We start from the raw sequence: 17,721 nt of genomic DNA, 5'->3' as shown, positions 1-17,721 counted from the left end.
TATCGACAGGCATATATTTATAGCACAGGCAATTCGGAAAGGCGTGAGAACATGGAATTCTACCCGGAGGGAATGAATGCAGAACTGGACCGGCAATTTACTACACCGGAGGCGCTGCGCCGGGCGATGATGCAGGGATCCGTACTGGAGAGTCGGGTGCTGCTTTGTGACCGGGAACATAATCTTCATGTGGACCTGGGTGCCATGCGAGGGATCATTCCCCGGGAGGAGGGCGCCGTAGGAATCGACGACGGCACGGTGCGGGATATTGCCCTGATTTCTAAGGTTGGCAAGCGGGTGTGCTTTTCGATTTTAGGCTTTCAGCGGGAGGACGACGGCCCCTTTACCGCTATTCTTTCCCGCCGGGCGGTGCAGCTGCGGTGCAAGGCAGAGTTTTTGGACGCTTTAGAGCCGGGCGACGTGATTCCGGCCCGGGTGACCCATTTGGAGAAGTTTGGCGCGTTTATTGATGTGGGGGCGGGGCTGAACGCCCTGATCCCCATTGATATGCTTTCGGTCAGCCGCATTGACCACCCGCGTGCCCGCCTGCGAGAGGGACAGGAACTGCGGGTGGTGCTGCGCAGCCGAGAGCCGGATAAGCTGACTTTTAGTCTAAAGGAGCTGCTGGGCACCTGGCAGCAGAATGCAGCGGGCTTCTCCTCCGGTGAGACGGTGCCCGGCGTGGTGCGCAGCGTAGAGCCTTACGGCGTGTTTGTAGAGTTGACCCCAAATTTGGCGGGTCTGGCAGAGCCCAGCGCCGCTTTGGAGCCGGGTCAACCGGTGGCTGTGTATGTGAAGTCTATTTTGCCGGAGAAAATGAAGATTAAGCTGGTGGTCGTAGAGGCCTTTGACCCGCCGGCACCGGTGACACCCCTGACCTACTATGTGGACGGCACCCGCATGGACCGTTGGGTGTATTCCACCCCCACCGCCCCTCGCCAAACCGTCACAGACTTTGCCGCCCTGCGAGCACAAGAAAAAAGCACCCTTTAAGGGTGCTTTTTTTGTAGGATGTTCTGTATATCATGCGTTTTGATTTATTCCCTTTCGGCGCGGGGAGATTTGCGCTTATTTGATATACCGAATATCGTTGCCCACCAGTACCAGACGGGAATAGGCGCCGGCGATGCGGGAGGTGATGCGCTGGTCGTATTTTTGCGCCAGCTCGTCAAAGCCCAGGTTGGTGCTGATGACGGTGGGGCGGCTGCAAAGAATGCGGGTGTTGATGATATTGTACAGGCAGGCCACGGTATAGGCAGAGGTGTACTCGGTGCCCAAGTCGTCCAGGATCAGCAGGTCCGTATGAAGCACCCGCTCCTCCGTATATTGCAGGTTGCCGGTGCGGCCGAAATTCTCATTTTGCAGGTCGGACAGGATATTGTAGGCGGTGCCGTACTCTACGGACAGGCCCCGACCGATGGCAACATTGGCAATGGCCAGGCTCAAGTGGGTTTTGCCCAGGCCGGTCTGACCCATCAGCATCAGGTTGGCCGGCTCCCGCAAAGATACCCGCTGGGCGTAGCGATGGCAGGCCTCGGCGATCTTATCCGCCTTCGCCCGGGGCGAAATGCCGTTGTCCTCCGCCGTCTCCGGGTAATAGTTGGTGTCAAAGCTGTCAAAGGTGCAGCTGTCCAAGGGCGCCAGGCGGCGAATGGCCTCCCGCTGCAAATCCTTGAGCAGTTCGCGCTGGCAGGTGCACATTCGGTCACCTACATAGCCGGTGTCCTTGCAGGTGGGGCACTGATAGTGGTGGGCCAGAGCGTCCGGCGCATAACCGGCAGCCACCAGCAGCCGCTCCTTTTCCCCTTGCAGGCGCAGGCTTTCCGCTTGCAGCTTGTCGATCTCCGCCTTCGCGTCTTTGGCAAAGAACGCCTTGGAGATGGAAAAGCCCACTTGCCGCAGCTGATTTTGAATTTCCTCCAGCCGGGGAACCTTGGCGCTGACCTCTGCCAAAGTGGCGGCGGTGCGCAGCTCGTCTTCTTCCCGGCGGCGATCCAGCCGGTTCAGCGCTTTTTGGTAAAGATCGGAACTATACATAGCTTCTCCTTAGAACTTAATATCCGTATTATTCATGGTGTCTCTCTTGATCTGCTCCAGGTCGTAAGAGGGCTTGCCTTGCAGGCGGCCGTCGGCTTTTTTGGCCTTGGCGGCGGTAAAACTCTGTTGCTGTTCCTGCACCTGGGTGGGGGTGGTCAGCCCCTCTTTTTTCCACCGGCGCAGCACGCTGTCCATATACTTCAGCGATGGCTTGTCGGCGTTCTCTTTCATAATATCGCAGGCCAGTTGTAGCATATCTTCGCTAAAATCCCGACCCCAGTCTGCCACCATTTGGCGTTGGCGGGCGGTGGGCGACCGATGGCGAATGCCGGTCATGGCGATTACCTTGTCCCACAGCTTGTCCGTACCGCTTAGGTACAGCAGCTTTTCGTCTGCGTCCGCCACGGTGCGCACCCCGTCCTCGGACCAGGAGTTGGCCATTTTGTTAATGTAGGCCAGGTTGATGGAGCGGCCCTTTTCTTTTTCGCCACGGTAATAGCCCAGGAGCATCAGGATCACTTCCGGCGGCAGCTCGTAATAGATGTGCATATTCACCAGCATTTCCTGTTCGGCAGTGCTGATGGTGCGCCCCAGCACGGTTTGCGCCTCGGTCAGCAGATCGGACAGGGCACTGTTTTCCCGGCACAGGGTCACAATATCCCGCGGGGTCAGCCGGGGAGGAGACAGGGTCTCTTTTTTCGGCTTTGGCGGTTCCGCTACCGGCGGGTGCACGGTCAGGCTGGCCGGTGCGCCCATAGTGGGGGGTACTTTTGTCATAACCGGGATCTGTACTGTGCTGGGCTCGGCGGGCGCAGGGGCTGCCGGGCTGTTGCCGCTTTGCAGCAGACCCTCGGCCACCCAAAAATCCATAATACTGTCTGCGTCTCGCTCCGGGATACCCAGCGCGCCGGCCAGCTCCCGGGTGCTGAGACTGCCGCCGTGGCGCAAAAGAAGCAGCAGCGCCTGGAGTTGGTAGGCGCTGGCCAGTTTTAAGTAACGATCGGCCACGCAGGTGGGCACGGTAAACACGCCGTCCGTCCACAGGGGGCCAAAGGGGGGAATGGTGTATTGCATAGGTGGAATTTTCCTCTTTTCTGCGCCGGTGGCGCTCTGCTTTTTATTGTAGCAAATCCGCGCTCCCTTGTAAAGCCGCAAGATATGGCGGTGCCGGTAAATTCGGCCACAAGCGGGGTGGGGGCGTGATTTTGTGGTGGACAAATCGGATCTTGCGTGCTATAATTTTGCTGATTTTGAACGGTAGGAGGCGAAATATATGGACAGTTGTGATCACCGAAGTGGCTTGGACGATGGGCAGGTGCCGCCGGAGGGCGCAAGTGTCTATATCGGTTCGCTTTAATTTTTTCGGCCCGGTCCATCGTAGGCAAAGAGTATCACAACGCTTAACGGAATTGTGTATCTTTACACGATGGATTTTTTATGCCCTTTTTGGGCGGAATAGGAGGCTGAATTGGAAAACAAAGCACCAAAGATTGTAGAAGAAATTGTTGCCGTGATTCGGAGCGGGGCAGAAAAAAAGCAGCTGCTCCAGCGGTTGGATGATTACCACGCCAATGATATTGCGCAGAGCTTGTCCTATCTGTCTCAGACGGAGCGGCTGTCCCTGTATGCGGTTTTAGGGGTCGAATGGGTCTCTGAGATCCTGGCGTATGTAGAGGATCCGGAGCCGTACGCCCGCGAGCTGGGCACGGAAAAGCTGGCGGCCATTATCAACGAAATGGACGCCGATGACGCGGTGGACTTGCTTCAAAAATTAGACGCGGCCGACAAGGAGAAGCTGCGCCCTTATTTGGACGAGCATGTGCGGGCGGATTTGCAGTTGATTGCCTCCTACGATGAGGACCGAATCGGCAGCTTGATCACCACCAATTATATCTGTATTCCGAAAACGCTGGATATTCGTACGGCCATGCATGAGCTGATCCGTCAGGCGGGGGAGCACGACAATATTTCCACCCTGTATGTGATGGACGAAAGCGGCAAATTCAGCGGCGCCATCGATCTGAAGGACCTGATCATCGCCAGGCAAAACGATTCGTTGGACGCTCTGATCATTTATTCTTATCCGTATCTTTTCGCGGATGAAAAAATATCCGATTGCATTGAGAAGATTAAGGACTATGCCGAGGATTCTTTGCCGGTTTTGAATCAAAGCCGGCAGATCATAGGGATTATTACCGCCCAGGATGTGGTGGAAGCGGTGGACGATGAAATGGGCGAGGATTATGCAAAGCTGGCCGGCTTGACTGCCGAAGAGGATCTGAATGAGACCACCAGGCAAAGCATAAAAAAGCGCTTGCCTTGGTTAATGATCTTGCTGGTTTTGGGCATGCTGGTTTCCAGCGTGGTGGGTGCCTTTGAGGGCGTGGTTGCCATTTTGCCCATTGTGATTTGTTTTCAGTCCCTGGTGCTGGATATGGCAGGCAATGTGGGCACCCAGTCCCTGGCCGTGACCATTCGTGTGCTGGTGGACGAGGAGCTGGGCGCCAAGGAAAAAAGAAAGTTGGTGGCAAAGGAAAGCAAAGCGGGGATGTTCAACGGATTGCTTTTGGGCGCCTTGGCCGTGGCTTTTCTGGGGGTGTATGTGCGCTTGTTTAAGGGTTATGCGCCGGCACAGGCTTTTCTTATCTCTTTTTGCGTGGGCGTGGCTTTGCTGTTGTCCATGATCGTATCCAGCCTGGTGGGTACGCTGGTGCCCATGTTCTTTAAGAAGATCAAGGTGGATCCGGCCGTGGCCTCCGGTCCGCTGATCACAACGATCAACGATTTGGTGGCAGTAGTGATCTATTACGGCTTGGCGTGGGTGCTGCTTATCCATCTTGCGCATATTGCAGGGTAAACGGCGTGGCGATTTTGCAACCGATTTGCCTTCCCTGTTCGAGTCTCGCGCAAAGATACTACGAACAAAAAAGCACAAGGCATTTCGCCTTGTGCTTTTTGTTGGAGCGGATTACGAGACTCGCCCGGTGCGCTTCTGCGCGCACCGGCACGCACGCGGGCACCGCAACAGTCCCCCGGACTGTTGCTACCCTGGCGGGTTGCCCTGTTCGAGTCTCGCACAAAGATACTACGAACAAAAAAGCACAAGGCGAAATGCCTTGTGCTTTTTGTTGGAGCGGATTACGAGACTCGAACTCGCTACCTCCACCTTGGCAAGGTGGCGCTCTACCAGATGAGCTAAATCCGCAAACGATAGTGTTATTATACCCAGCAGGGACGGGTTTGTCAAGTCCTTTTTTTGCCGATGGGAATAAAAAGTGCCGCCCTCTTGTGGGCATAACGATCGGCACCACAACATATAGGTAAGAAGTGGGGTTTCTCTAAAGAATTTGCCGATATAGTTGCGTACCGGGGCGATCCGTGTTAAAATGAGGGAAGAACCGGGCAGCATTGCCGAAGGGAGGTGGCACCGTGAAGCCGTATAATTACTTTGACGACGAGGAAGAACAGCCGCAGCCGTCTGCGCAGGTGCGCTTGGCTCAACTGGTTGCTGCCTTGCGAAAGGACGGCGCCAAGCTGCGCCGCATGGTGCGCCGGGACGAAGAAATTGTAGAAGAACTGCGGGATTATCCCAACCTGCGCCGGGCTGCGTTGAAGTGGCTGGCGGTGGCGCTGTTTGTGCTGGCAGTGGTGATTGCCATTATCTCCTTTGCCGTGTCCCTGCACAACCAGAGCAAGTGGAACGAGCGTTTTTGCGATCAGGCGGGGCAGGTGTGCACCGATTATATCGCCAAGTACGGCGCCTGCCGCTGGGAGTCCATGGACGAGCGCTACGGCAAGAAAATGGCGCGAATGACCGGCGTGTCTTATCTGCGGCGGATGGATTTTAACGGCGACGGTCGGGACGAACTGCTGATCTGCTATTTGGAAAAGGGCCTGTATTTTTTTGATATTTGGGGCTTTGACGGCAAGAACTTCAGCAAGTTCTACTCCGCCAACGCCTGCTATGCCACCGGCGATGGCAAGCTGGGCAGCTGGGTGGTACTGTACCACACCGGGCGCCGCTACCAGGTGGGGGTGTGCGACCCGCAAAAACCCACGGAAGTGACCCTGTATGCCATGCGGGGCAAGAAGTTCAAAAAGGCCGGCAACTGCCAATATAATGTGGATACCGGCGTGTTTTCCCAAAATGACAAGCCCAATACCGAGGATTTTGAGCGGCTGCAGCTGTCCTGTATTCGGGAGACCCGGGCGGAGGTGCTGGTGGATACGGTGACCGCCGCTATGGAGGAATTCAACACCAAGACCACGGCGGAGATTGAGGCCAGCCTGCCGGATGCCACGCTGAAAAAGCAAGCCTACTATGATGTGGTAGACGATCTGAACCGTCAGTACGGCTCCGCTACCTACAAGACCGAGGGCGGTATCGGCTATGTGGACGGCCTGGCTGTGGTGGAAGAGATTGATTTTGACGGCGACGGCAACAAGGAGCTGCTCACCGTCTATCGCCGCCAGGTGAAAAAGACGGAGAAGAACGACTGGACCGGGGAGCAGACCCTGATCAATGTGCCGGTATACAGCCTGCGGGTGTACAACTGGAACGGCAGCATTGCCAAGTGCATTTTTACCCGGGATCAGATTTGCCAGCCCTTTACAGATGATGAGGAAACGGCCCAAAACACCCAATTTTATATCCTGCGCAAAAGCGGCAAAAAGACGGACTTGTGCTTCAATGCCTATCGGCGGGAGAGCCAGTCGGCGTATACGGCGGCCTCTCGGATCTTTCGGCTCAAGGGAGAGCAGTTCTCTGTGGTGTATGACGCGAAGATGGAGTACGAGTACGGCTACAAGACCTATTATCTGGACGGCGAAAGTGTGTACGAGTCCACCTTTAACACCAAGGGCTATACTGTGCCGTACTTTATGAACGACGCCGGGTACGATGCGGGCGTGTTTACCGTGGTGTACCTGTCCGGCGACAAGACGCACCAGGACGCCATCCGCAGCCGGGTGAGCACCGTGGAGCAGCATATCCAGTCGCTGAACGACGAGTATGTGCCGGAGCGGCTGCAAAATGTGAATTAACATAGGTTTTGTTATCGCACCGGCGGGCGGCAGATTGCCGCCCCTACGATCGGCGGATACAGACCCTGCCGCAGGATTTGCCAGCGGTGACAACAAAAAAGAGGCTTGAACATTGCGTTCAAGCCTCTTTTTGCGCTCTCTAATCATCACACGTTCAGGTGCAATTCTTCAATTTTATCCCGCACTTTCAGCCAGTCGCCAAAGGCGGCTTCTTTGTTATTGGGGTTGCGGAGAATGGCCGCCGGGTGGTAAGTGCCCATAAACAGGGTGCCGTTTTTGTCGATAAATTCGCCGTGCTGGCGGGTGACCCGGAAGTCCTTGTCAATCAGCCGCTGGGCGGCAATGCGCCCTACGCAGATCACCAGCCGTGGGCGAATGATTTTAAATTGCTCCCGCAGCCAATGCAGGCAGGCCTCCTGCTCCTCCGGCTTGGGGTCCCGGTTTTTAGGCGGGCGGCACTTGACCATATTGGCAATGTACACATTCTTCTCCCGGCTCAGGTCAATGCTCTCCAGAAATTGATCCAGCAGCTTGCCGGAGCGACCCACAAAGGGCTGGCCTTGCAGGTCCTCGTTCTCTCCCGGGCCTTCGCCGATTAGGAGAATGTCTGCCGCCGGGTTGCCTACGCCAAAGACCACCTGGGTGCGGGTCTTGCACAGTTCGCATTCGGTGCAGCTGAGGCAGTGGGTTTTCAGTTCGTCTAATGTCATTTTTATCACCTTGCTCATTGTACCAAAATAATGGTTGAAAAACAATAAAAAAAGGTATAAAATATGTGCGTAAGCGAGAATTACAACTTTTTGGAGGTATTATCATGGACAATCAAGTGACTGTTGAGATTTCTGCCCGCCATGTACATTTGAGCCAGGCAGATCTGGAGACCCTGTTCGGTAAGGGCTATGAGCTGACGGTGAAGAAAATGCTGTCCCAGCCCGGCCAGTATGCCAGCAACGAGCGCGTGCGCGTGGTCGGTACCAAGAGCGAGTTCCCGGCTGTGTCTATCCTGGGCCCGGTGCGTAAGGCCACCCAGGTGGAGTTGAGCCTGACGGACGCCCGCTCCATCGGCGTGACCGCCCCGGTACGGGAGAGCGGCGATATTGCCGGTTCCGGCGCCTGCAAGCTGGTGGGCCCTGCCGGTGAGGTGGAGCTGACCGAGGGCGTGATCGCTGCCAAGCGCCATATCCACGCCACTACGGCAGACGCAGAGCGTATGGGTCTGGAGAATGGCCAGATCGTTAGCGTAGAGATTCCCTCTGCCAACGGCCGTAACCTGACCTTTGGCGATGTGGTGGTGCGTGTGTCTGACAGCTATGCCCTGGCTATGCACATTGACACGGACGAGGCCAACGCCGCCGGTATGGCACCCAATACCCCCGGCACGATTATTAAATAAGTATAGGTATTCGGTAGTAAAAAAGAGCACCCACGCGGGTGCTCTTTTTTATATGGAAAATGTGGGCGACGGATCAGCTGCCTTTGTGCCGCCCCTACGATCGGCGGGAGCAAGCCCCCGCCCTACGAAAATCTTGCAACCGCAATGCCTCCCTTGAAAAGGGAGGGGGACCGCCGTTAGGCGGTGGAGGGATTGTGCGCCGTTAGGCGATGCGGGAATTATCACAGCGGCTGCCCTGTGGTTTGATTTCATTTTTTGAGTATTTTATTGGAATTTTTATTTGCTTTTGGTGTGCAAAGCTCGGGGCGTGGTTCGTCCAATTCCCAGGGAAGTTTTATGTTCTCTACGGAAATTGTAAAGTATCTCCCGGTTTGCTCGTTTGGGGAGGCAAAACCGTTGGTGATCACAACGCTTAAAGGAAAATGGTCATTAATTTCAAAATTATGTCCTGTTGATGCGATGCTTCCACAAACGGTATAATCAATGCTGATATAATCTATGGCATTGTCTGTCTCCACAGAAAGCGTTTCATCCGGTTTGGCGGTATCTACCCCAAATTCACTTAAAAAAGCAGATAATTTTGGGAATTTATCTTTTGCTTGTGCGTAAAAATTGCGGCAATATGCGCAGTTGCAAAGCGTATGGATCTCATAATATTTTTTGGTTTTTTCGGTGTCGACAGAAAAAACATAGTCAGCCTTTTGAATGGTTGTCATAGGCACACCTCGTTTTTTGCTATGCGTGCAGTTGGAAATATCGTGAGTGGCAAATTTATATCGGTACATCGTAGGGGCGGATATTATCCGCCCGCTTTTTTGTGCGTTTATCCCCGCAGTCACTTCGTGACAGCACCTAACCGGTGCCCGTCCCCTCTGTCGCTGCGCGACATCTTCCCACACTGTGGGGAGTCACCCCTGGATAAAAACAGGGGGCGCCAAATTTCGTCGGCGGTGGTGGGATTGCACCGAGTGCCGTATTTATTTCACAAACCGGTCGATGGCGTCGGACAGTTCGGTGAGCATTTCCGTATCGCCGTCCTCCACGGCGTGAACGATACAGTGCTCCAGGTGGTCCTTGAGGATCACCTTGCCGGTGCTGTTTAAGGCGGACTTGACCGCCGCCAGCTGCACCAGCACCTGGGAGCAATCCTCGCCGTCCTCTACCATTTGCTTCACCTTTTGCAGGTGGCCGATGGCCCGGGCCAGTCGATTGACCACCTCCCGGGTATGGGTGTGGTCGTGATTGTGATTATGCGCCGGGGTGGGTGCGTGTTTTTCGTCCATCGGCGTCAGATCTTTGCCAGGGCCTGTTCCAGGTCTGCCAAAATGTCGTCAATATCCTCAATACCTACGCTCAGGCGCACCAGATCCGGGCGCACGCCGCAGGCCTCCAGCTGTTCGTCCGTCAGCTGGCGATGGGTGGTAGATGCCGGGTGCAGGCAGCAGGTGCGAGCGTCTGCCACATGGGTGACGATGGCTGCCAGCTTCAGGCTGTCCATAAAGGTGGTGGCAGCTGTACGGCCGCCCTTGACCCCAAAGCTCACCACGCCGCAGGTGCCGTGGGGCATATACTTCTGCGCCAGATCGTACTGGCGATCGCCCTCCAGCATGGCGCACTCCACCCAGGTTACCGCCGGGTGCTGCTTTAAGTAGGCCGCCACTTTCTTGGCGTTCTCGCAATGGCGGGGAATCCGCAGGTGCAGGCTCTCCAGTCCCACATTCAGCAGAAATGCCTCGTTGGGGCTTTGCACCGCACCCAGGTCCCGCATCAGCTGCACCACTGCCTTGGTGATGTAGGCGCCCTTGCCGAATGCCTCGGTGTAGGTAATGCCGTGATAGCTGTCGTCCGGGGTGGTTAAGCCGGGGAACTTGTCATTTTGGGTCCAGTCAAAGTTGCCGCTGTCCACAATGGCACCGCCAACGGTGGAGGCGTGGCCCTCCATATACTTGGTGGTGGAGTGGGTTACAATGTCGCACCCAAAGTCAAAGGGGCGGCAGTTGATGGGGGTGGCAAAGGTGTTGTCCACGATCAGTGGCACACCGGCCTTGTGGGCCACCCGGGCGAACTTTTCAATATCCAAAATCTCCAAGCTGGGGTTGGAGATGGTCTCACCAAAAATAGCCTTGGTGTTGGGGCGGATGGCTGCCGCCAGCTCCTCCTCCGTGGCGCTGGGCGACACAAAGGTAAAGTCAATGCCCAGCTTGCGCAGGGTCACGTTAAACAGATTGTAGGTGCCGCCGTAAATGGCGGTAGAGCTGACAATGTGGTCACCGGCGCCGGCAATGTTAAAGACGGCGTAAAAGTTGGCCGCCTGGCCGCTGCCGGTGAGCATACCGGCCACGCCCCCCTCCAGCATAGCGATCTTGGCCGCCACCGTGTCGCAGGTGGGGTTTTGCAGTCTGGAGTAGAAGTAGCCGCTTTTCTTTAGGTCAAACAGGTCGCCCATCTCCACGCTGGAGTCATATTTGTATGTGGTGCTTTGCACAATAGGCACCACCCGGGGCTCGCCGTTTTTGGGGCGGTAAGCCCCCTGTACACAAATCGTTGACAGTTTCATATCTTTTCCATCTCCGTTAAATTCATATTTTTTTTGCCTTAGGCGTCCTGCCCCAGGAAGTGGGGCATCATCGCCGGGCCGTTCTCCATATAAATGCCGGTGGCCTTAGCGGTCTCCTCATTGATGGTGTCTACCCCCGTCTTGGGCGCGGACTTTTGGTACAGCAGGTAGGGCACCGGGTCGCTGGCGTGGGTGCGGGTCACAATGGGGGTGGGGTGGTCCGGCAGCAGCAGGATCTTGTAATCCTCGTACTGTTCCAGTCCCTCTTCCAGAATGGGCAGTACCCGGCTGTCGATCATCTCAATGGCTTTTACTTTGTTTTCCGGTTCGTTGCGGTGGCCGCACTCGTCCGGCGCCTCAAAGTGCACATACACCAGATCGTTGCGCGTCAGCAGATCCAGCGCCGCCTTGGCTTTGCCCTCAAAGTCGGTGTCAATATAACCGGTGGCGCCGGGCACTTCTGCCACTTCCATACCGGCGCAGTTGGCAATGCCCTTGAGCAGGTCTACGGCAGAGACCATACCGCCCTTGATGCCGTACAGCGCCTCAAAGGGCCGGAGCGCCGGGCGCTTGCCCTCGCCCCACAGCCAAATGCAGTTGGCCGGGCGACGACCGGCAGCCACGCGGGCTTTGTTCACCGGGTGGTCCTTTAGCAGGTCAAAGGACTTTTCCATCATCTCCAGCAGAGGGCGTGCCGTCTCTGCGGTGGAGAGATGGGGGCCGATTACCTTGCCGGTAATGTCATGGGGTGGGGTCATATTGCCTAGCTCTGTGGTGCCGCCGTGCCAGATCAAACAGTGGCGGTAAGATACGCCGGTGTAAAAATCATATTCTCCGCCGCCAAAGGCTGCCTGCACCGCTTCTATCAGCTGGCGAGCCTCCCCGGTGGAAATATCGTCGGCGCAGTAGTCCTCGATCACCTTGTCGGCAAAGGGCTCGCCCTTGTCACTGAGGGTCACCAGGTTGGTGCGCAAGGACACATCGCTGTCTTTCATATCAATGCCGATGGAGGCGGCCTCCAGCGGGCTGCGCCCGGTGTAAAATCGGTGGGGGTCAAAGCCCAGCACGCTCATATTGGCTACATCGGAGCCGGGCTTCAGTCCCGGCGCTACGGTGCGCACCAGCCCTACCTCCGCCTTGGCGGCCAGGGCGTCGATATGGGGCTTCTTTGCCACCATCATGGGGGTTTTGCCGCCCAGGGCGGGCACCGGGTAGTCTGCCATGCCGTCGCACAGCACTACAACATATTTCATACGGATCCTCCTGAAAAGCCTATGCCGCCTGCGAGAGCAGACGGCGGCTGAAATTGCACTTATTTGAAGTATTTAACGCCGGACTCAAAGATCTGCATATCCTTGTTAAAGGGTACGTTCTTGTATAGATTTTCGCCCTTGCGTTCGCAGTGACCCATTTTGCCCAGCACGCGGCCGTCCGGGGAAGTAATGCCTTCCACCGCCCATACGGAGCCGTTGGGGTTAAAGGGCATATCCGTGGCCACATTGCCGTCCGGGTCCACATATTGGGTAGCGATCTGGCCGTTCTCCGCCAACCGGCGCAGGGTGGCCTCATCTGCTACGAACCGGCCCTCACCGTGAGAGATGGGTACGGCAAACATATCGCCTGCCTGGGTGCCTGCCAGCCACGGGGATTTGGTGCTGGTAACCCGGGTGTAAGCCATTTGGCTGATATGGCGGCCAATGGTATTAAAGGTCAGGGTGGGGTCGCTCTCCTGAATGTTCACAATCTTGCCGTAGGGCACCAGACCCAGCTTGATCAGCGCCTGGAACCCGTTGCAGATACCCAGCATTAAGCCGTCGCGGCAGTTGAGCAGCTGGGTGACCGCCTCGGCCACCGCCGGGTTGCGGAAGGTGGTAGCAATGAATTTGCCGGAGCCTTCCGGCTCGTCACCGCCGGAGAAGCCGCCGGGCAGCATCACGATCTGCGCCTGCTTAATTTCCTCCACCATCTTCTCAATGGTCTCGTTAATGGCGGCAGGGGTCAGGTTGCCTACGACTAAAATATGGGGATCCGCACCGGCCTGTTCAAAGGCGCGGGCGGTGTCTACCTCGCAATTGGTGCCAGGGAACGCGGGAATGAATACCCGGGGCCGCGCCACCTTGTTTTGGCTGACGAAAATGGAGCGCTCTTTATAGAGCGGCACATCCTCCACTGCCGCGCTCTTGCCGCTGTCTGTGGGGAACACGCTCTCCAGCTTGCTGCTCCAGGCGGCGATCAGTTCGTCCGCGGTCAACACATCGCCGTCCAAAATAAAGATTCCGTTGCCGTTGACGGTGCCCAGGGCGGTGGCATAGGGCGCCAGGCTGTCGGCCAGGACGCCATCCTCGGGAATTTCTACCACAAAGCTGCCCTCATAGGGTGCAAACAGGGTGGCAGCGTCCAACCCCTGGGCAAAGGTAAAGCCCAGTTTGCTGCCGAAGGCCATCTTGCACACGGCGGCAGCGGCGCCGCCCTCTTTCACCACAGCGGCAGAGAGAACGGACTTGTCCTGCACGCCGGCGCAAACCGCCTGCATCAGGGCCATAGCGTTTTTGTAATCCGGCAGACCGGTGGCCTCATTTACCGGAATTTGCAGCAGATACACTTTGCTGCCCGGGTGCTGCAGCAGGGCGGTGCCGGTGTGAGACGCCTTGCTCATACCCACGGCGAAGCTCACCAAGGTAGGCGGTACATCCAGTTCGTTAAAGGAGCCGCTCATAGAGTCTTTACCGCCAATGGAGGGGGTGCCATACCCGGCCTGTGCGGTCAGGGCGCCCAGCAGGGCAGCAGCGGGTTTGCCCCAGCGCTCCGGCTTGTTGCCCAGGCGCTCAAAATATTCCTGGAAGGTGAGCCGTGCTTCTGCCGGGTCGCAGCCCACGGCAGCCAGTTTTGCAAGGCTCTCCGTTACCGCAAAGGCGGCGGAATGGAAGGGGCTCCAGCGAGATACGCCGGGGATAAAGCCGTAGGCCATCACCGTAGCGTCATCCGTTTGGCCGTGCTCCAGGGGCAGCTTGGCCACCATGGCCTCCTCCGGGGTCAGCTGGTACACGCCGGCGTAAGGCATATTTACCGTGGCGGCGCCGATGGAGGAATCGAACCGCTCCACCAGTCCCTTTTGGGAGCAGACTTCCAGTCGGCACAGATTGGCTTTCAGCGCAGCGGACAGAGACAACCCTTGCAGCTCTGCCGGTACGGTATGTAAATAGTTTTTGCTCTCGTCAATGGGGGCGATGGACGCGGTGGCGTGCTGGGTCACACCGTTGGTGTTCAGGAAATCCCTGCTGATGTCCACGATCTTGTCGCCACGCCAGGTCATTTCCAGTCGATTGTTGTCCGTAACCACGGCCACCGGGGTGGCCTCTAAGTTCTCTTTATAAGCTGCGGCAATAAAGGCGTCCACATCCTTGGGATCCAGCACCACAGCCATGCGCTCCTGGCTCTCGGAGATGGCCAGCTCTGTGCCGTCCAATCCCTCGTACTTCTTGGGTACCTTGTCCAGATCCACGGTCAGGCCGTCTGCCAGCTCGCCGATGGCTACGCACACACCGCCGGCGCCAAAGTCGTTGCAGCGCTTAATGCGGGTGGATACATCCTTGTTGCGGAACAACCGCTGAATTTTGCGCTCGGTGGGAGGATTACCCTTTTGCACCTCGGCGCCGCAGGTCTCGATAGATTCGGAATTGTGGGCCTTGGAGGAGCCGGTGGCGCCGCCGCAGCCGTCACGGCCGGTGCGCCCGCCCAGCAGCACAATGATATCGCCGGGAGTGGGACACGCCCGCACCACATTCTCTTTGGGAGAGGCGCCGATCACTGCGCCGATCTCCATACGCTTGGCCACATACCCGGCGTCGTACAGCTCAGTGACCTGGCCGGTGGCCAGTCCGATCTGGTTGCCGTAGCTGCTGTAACCTTGGGCAGCGCCGGTCGTGATCTTCCGCTGGGGCAGCTTGGCCTCCAGGGTGTCTGCAAAGGCGGTGGTGGGATCGCCGGAGCCGGTAACCCGCATGGCCTGGTACACATAGGCGCGCCCGCTCAGCGGGTCACGAATGGCGCCGCCCAGGCAAGTGGCCGCGCCACCGAAGGGCTCAATCTCCGTGGGGTGGTTGTGGGTCTCGTTCTTAAACTGCACCAGCCATTGCTCGGTCTTGCCGTCCACCGTTACCGGTACTTCAATGGAGCAGGCGTTGATCTCCTCGCTCTCGTCCAGGTTGTCCGCCTTGCCCTGTGACTTCAGATATTTGGTGCCGATGCAGGCCATATCCATCAGGCAAATGTCTTTGTTTTTGCCGGCATACAGGGCGCCGCGCATATCCAGGTACAGGCGCAGGGCGTCCTCTACTGCGGCGGCGTATCTGCTTTCCTCCACGGTGATCTTGTCCAGCTTGGTAGAAAAGGTGGTGTGGCGGCAGTGGTCGGACCAGTAGGTGTCAATCACTTTCAGCTCCGTTAAGCTGGGATCCCGGTGTTCTTCGTTCTTAAAGTAGTCCCGCACCCACTTTAGGTCCTCCACACTCATGGCAAAGCCCATTTGGCTGTGGTAAGCGGCGATTTCGTCATCGCTCTTGGTGATAAAGCCGGCAATGCGCGCAATGTCCGCCGGTACATCGGCAGTCAGATCCAGGCTCTCCGGTTTGGCCATGGTGGCCTCCCGGCTCTCCACCGGGTTGATCAGGTAGGATTTAATCTTATCAAACTCCGCGTCCGTAATGTCGCCGGCAAGGGCGATCACCTTGGCGCTGGCTACCCGGGGACATTCTCCTGCGGTAAGCAGCTGAATACACTGGGCGGCGCTGTCTGCCCGTTGGTCGTATTGGCCGGGCAGGAACTCCATGGCAAACACCCGCTCGCCGGGGGCGAAGGTTACGTCGTCTGCCGTATTGTCCAGATTGTCCTCGGCAAAGACCCCGTGCACGGCACGGCGGAACTCCGCCTCGCTGACGCCCTGCACATCGTAGCGGTTAATAAGCCGCAGGCCGGTGAGCGCTGTAATGCCCACATTTTGGCGCAGATCCGTTAAGATCTGCATGGCCTCAATGTCGTTGCCTTTCTTCTTTTCCACAAAAATCCGATAAACATTTGCCATGGGGGTTCTCCTAACTGATAGTATTCACTCCGGGTGTATAGAATAAAGATATAATAGCACAAATCCGGCCGATTGCCTACCGTTTTATGAAATTTTTACGGACTTTATGAAAATTTTACTAACTTGTAAAAAATCGTTCGCAAATGGGGGAGAAAGTGTGCTATAATGGCTATGGCGCGCAGGCAGGTGGTCTGCCGCCGTTTCAGAAAGAATTTTGCAGAGATACACAGCGCAGAGAAGCAGAGAAAGAGAGGTGGGAGCCACGCAGCGGGAAAATATGGACCCAGCCCCCTATGAAGTTGAATTTATGAATGTGGTGGTGGATAAGGCCAACGATTTGCAGGTGACAGACGCAGACAGTCACTTTGCCCAGTTTGCCGGTGTGCACCCGTCTAAGATCAAACAGGGCAAGCTGTTCCTGTACGACAAATTAAAACCGGCGGACCGGGAGCGGGTGATGCAAAACATCTGCAAAAAGGGCGCCCGATTTACATATATGACCATGGACCTGCTGGACAAAAAGGGCACGCCGCTCTTTGTCCATTGTGTGGGTCAGAATTACGAGGACTCCACCCTGTGCCGCATGACCTTTGCGGATGTGTCCGAGAGCCGGCGGCGCCAGGAGCAGCTGCGGGCCCAGGCGGTGGAGATGAATGAGCTTATCGACCTGGTGTGCGGCGGCGTGTGTCTGTTTAAGGTCACGCCGGAAATGCACATTGAGTGCCTGTATCTGAACAAAGGCTGCTGTCGGTTGTTCGGCACCTCCCAGGAGAGCAGCCGCCTGCGGGCCTATCGGCTGGACGAACTGCTTCACCCGGACGACCGCTCTGGGGTATTCCAGGCCATCGGTCGCGCTATGGCCGTAGGTGAGGAAGTGGATTGCGAGTGCCGGGTGCGGGTGCATGAGGGCGAATTTATTTGGTGCCAGCTGCGAGCGGGTATTCAGCGCTACCAGGGCGAGTGCCCGGTGTTTCACGCCGTATTTACGGATATTACCCGCATTAAGGCGGCGGAGGAAAAGGCGGACCGAGAGGCGCAGCGGATGGTGAGTCTGTTTAAGAACCTGCCCGGTGCCACTTTCTTTACAGGCACGGCCGACCCTTTGCAGCTGGACTTGGTCAGCGAGGATTTTATCCAGTTTATCGGCTATTCCAGAACGGAGTTATTCCAGTTGTTCTCCGGCAATTTGGCGCGACTGATGGATGAGAACGAGGCGGCGGCTGTGGCCGTGCAACTGCGCACCGGCGCAGCGGATCGGCGGCTCTTAACGGTGGAATACACCCTTTATATCGGTGACGCCTGCGCCTTGCGTGTGCGGGACAGCCGCAAAGTGATTGAACATCCGGACGGCTCTAAAGCCTTTTTGGGTGTACTCAATGTAATATGAATGTATACAAAAAGTTAAAGGACGGATATTCGCATTCCGTCCTTTATTTATTTTTCGTTCATTTTTCTTTGTCGATAATCCACAAAAGCCGGTGCCAAAGTTTGGCATGTTTTCGGGGCAAAACCGCGGAAAGTGCGTTGCAATAACTTTATTCATGTTTTATAATTATTATGTATAAATGTTGTCGCGGTGCGCCGAAATACAGGTGCTAAGCGGGCAGTGCA

The 17,721-nt window shown here is 56.7% G+C and carries 13 protein-coding genes and 1 tRNA gene; 5 read left to right on the top strand and 9 right to left on the bottom strand.

Annotated elements, in window-relative coordinates; translation table 11 throughout:
• Positions 1-51: 51 nt before the first annotated feature.
• Entirely contained in the window at positions 52-993 is a 942-nt protein-coding gene (locus OGM59_08925) for a S1 RNA-binding domain-containing protein (GenBank protein ID UYI90809.1), read from the top strand.
• 75 nt (positions 994-1,068) lie between these two features.
• Here OGM59_08925 and OGM59_08920 read toward each other — a convergent pair whose 3' ends face one another.
• Positions 1,069-2,037: an ATP-binding protein gene (locus OGM59_08920; GenBank protein ID UYI90808.1), complete on the bottom strand. Its 969-nt coding sequence runs from the start codon at positions 2,035-2,037 to the stop codon at positions 1,069-1,071.
• Between the two features lie 9 nt (positions 2,038-2,046).
• Positions 2,047-3,111, bottom strand: a complete 1,065-nt coding sequence (locus OGM59_08915) for a DnaD domain protein (protein ID UYI90807.1) — start codon at positions 3,109-3,111, stop codon at positions 2,047-2,049.
• 394 nt (positions 3,112-3,505) lie between these two features.
• On the opposite strand from OGM59_08915, the gene mgtE reads away from it, so the two are divergent.
• Positions 3,506-4,894, top strand: a complete 1,389-nt coding sequence (mgtE, locus tag OGM59_08910) for a magnesium transporter (GenBank protein UYI90806.1) — start codon at positions 3,506-3,508, stop codon at positions 4,892-4,894.
• A 272-nt stretch (positions 4,895-5,166) separates the two neighbouring features.
• On the opposite strand, the gene OGM59_08905 is transcribed toward mgtE, so the two are convergent.
• Positions 5,167-5,242 (bottom strand) — tRNA-Gly (locus OGM59_08905).
• Between the two features lie 224 nt (positions 5,243-5,466).
• Between OGM59_08905 and OGM59_08900 the strand changes: the two genes are divergently transcribed.
• A complete protein-coding gene (locus OGM59_08900) occupies positions 5,467-7,080 on the top strand; it encodes a hypothetical protein (protein UYI90805.1) in 1,614 nt (537 codons plus the stop codon).
• Between the two features lie 146 nt (positions 7,081-7,226).
• Here OGM59_08900 and OGM59_08895 read toward each other — a convergent pair whose 3' ends face one another.
• Complete coding sequence (locus tag OGM59_08895) at positions 7,227-7,790, bottom strand: uracil-DNA glycosylase (GenBank protein ID UYI90804.1); 564 nt, start codon at positions 7,788-7,790, stop codon at positions 7,227-7,229.
• Positions 7,791-7,894: 104 nt separating this feature from the next.
• Here OGM59_08895 and OGM59_08890 point away from each other — a divergent pair, with 104 nt between their 5' ends.
• On the top strand, positions 7,895-8,473 hold the full coding sequence (locus OGM59_08890; protein ID UYI90803.1) for a phosphate propanoyltransferase: 579 nt from the start codon (positions 7,895-7,897) through the stop codon (positions 8,471-8,473).
• Between the two features lie 248 nt (positions 8,474-8,721).
• Here OGM59_08890 and OGM59_08885 read toward each other — a convergent pair whose 3' ends face one another.
• The 5 genes from OGM59_08885 to OGM59_08865 all read right to left on the bottom strand — a co-directional run bounded on the left by OGM59_08885 (position 8,722) and on the right by OGM59_08865 (position 16,110).
• A complete protein-coding gene (locus OGM59_08885) occupies positions 8,722-9,189 on the bottom strand; it encodes a hypothetical protein (protein ID UYI90802.1) in 468 nt (155 codons plus the stop codon).
• Positions 9,190-9,450: 261 nt separating this feature from the next.
• Positions 9,451-9,756: a metal-sensing transcriptional repressor gene (locus tag OGM59_08880; protein UYI90801.1), complete on the bottom strand. Its 306-nt coding sequence runs from the start codon at positions 9,754-9,756 to the stop codon at positions 9,451-9,453.
• A 5-nt stretch (positions 9,757-9,761) separates the two neighbouring features.
• Positions 9,762-11,030: an O-acetylhomoserine aminocarboxypropyltransferase/cysteine synthase gene (locus tag OGM59_08875; GenBank protein UYI90800.1), complete on the bottom strand. Its 1,269-nt coding sequence runs from the start codon at positions 11,028-11,030 to the stop codon at positions 9,762-9,764.
• A 38-nt stretch (positions 11,031-11,068) separates the two neighbouring features.
• Complete coding sequence (locus tag OGM59_08870) at positions 11,069-12,283, bottom strand: cofactor-independent phosphoglycerate mutase (GenBank protein ID UYI90799.1); 1,215 nt, start codon at positions 12,281-12,283, stop codon at positions 11,069-11,071.
• 59 nt (positions 12,284-12,342) lie between these two features.
• Positions 12,343-16,110, bottom strand: coding sequence for a phosphoribosylformylglycinamidine synthase (locus OGM59_08865; GenBank protein UYI90798.1), 3,768 nt, complete (start codon positions 16,108-16,110; stop codon positions 12,343-12,345).
• Positions 16,111-16,387: 277 nt separating this feature from the next.
• Here OGM59_08865 and OGM59_08860 point away from each other — a divergent pair, with 277 nt between their 5' ends.
• Positions 16,388-17,497, top strand: coding sequence for a PAS domain-containing protein (locus tag OGM59_08860; protein ID UYI90797.1), 1,110 nt, complete (start codon positions 16,388-16,390; stop codon positions 17,495-17,497).
• Positions 17,498-17,721: the final 224 nt, after the last annotated feature.

This window comes from Oscillospiraceae bacterium (genome assembly GCA_025757685.1).
In the GTDB taxonomy this organism is placed as follows: Bacteria; Bacillota; Clostridia; order Oscillospirales; family Acutalibacteraceae; genus CAG-217.
Note: the sequence above shows the minus strand (reverse complement) of the source record. Positions and strands in the feature narration are given on the sequence as shown.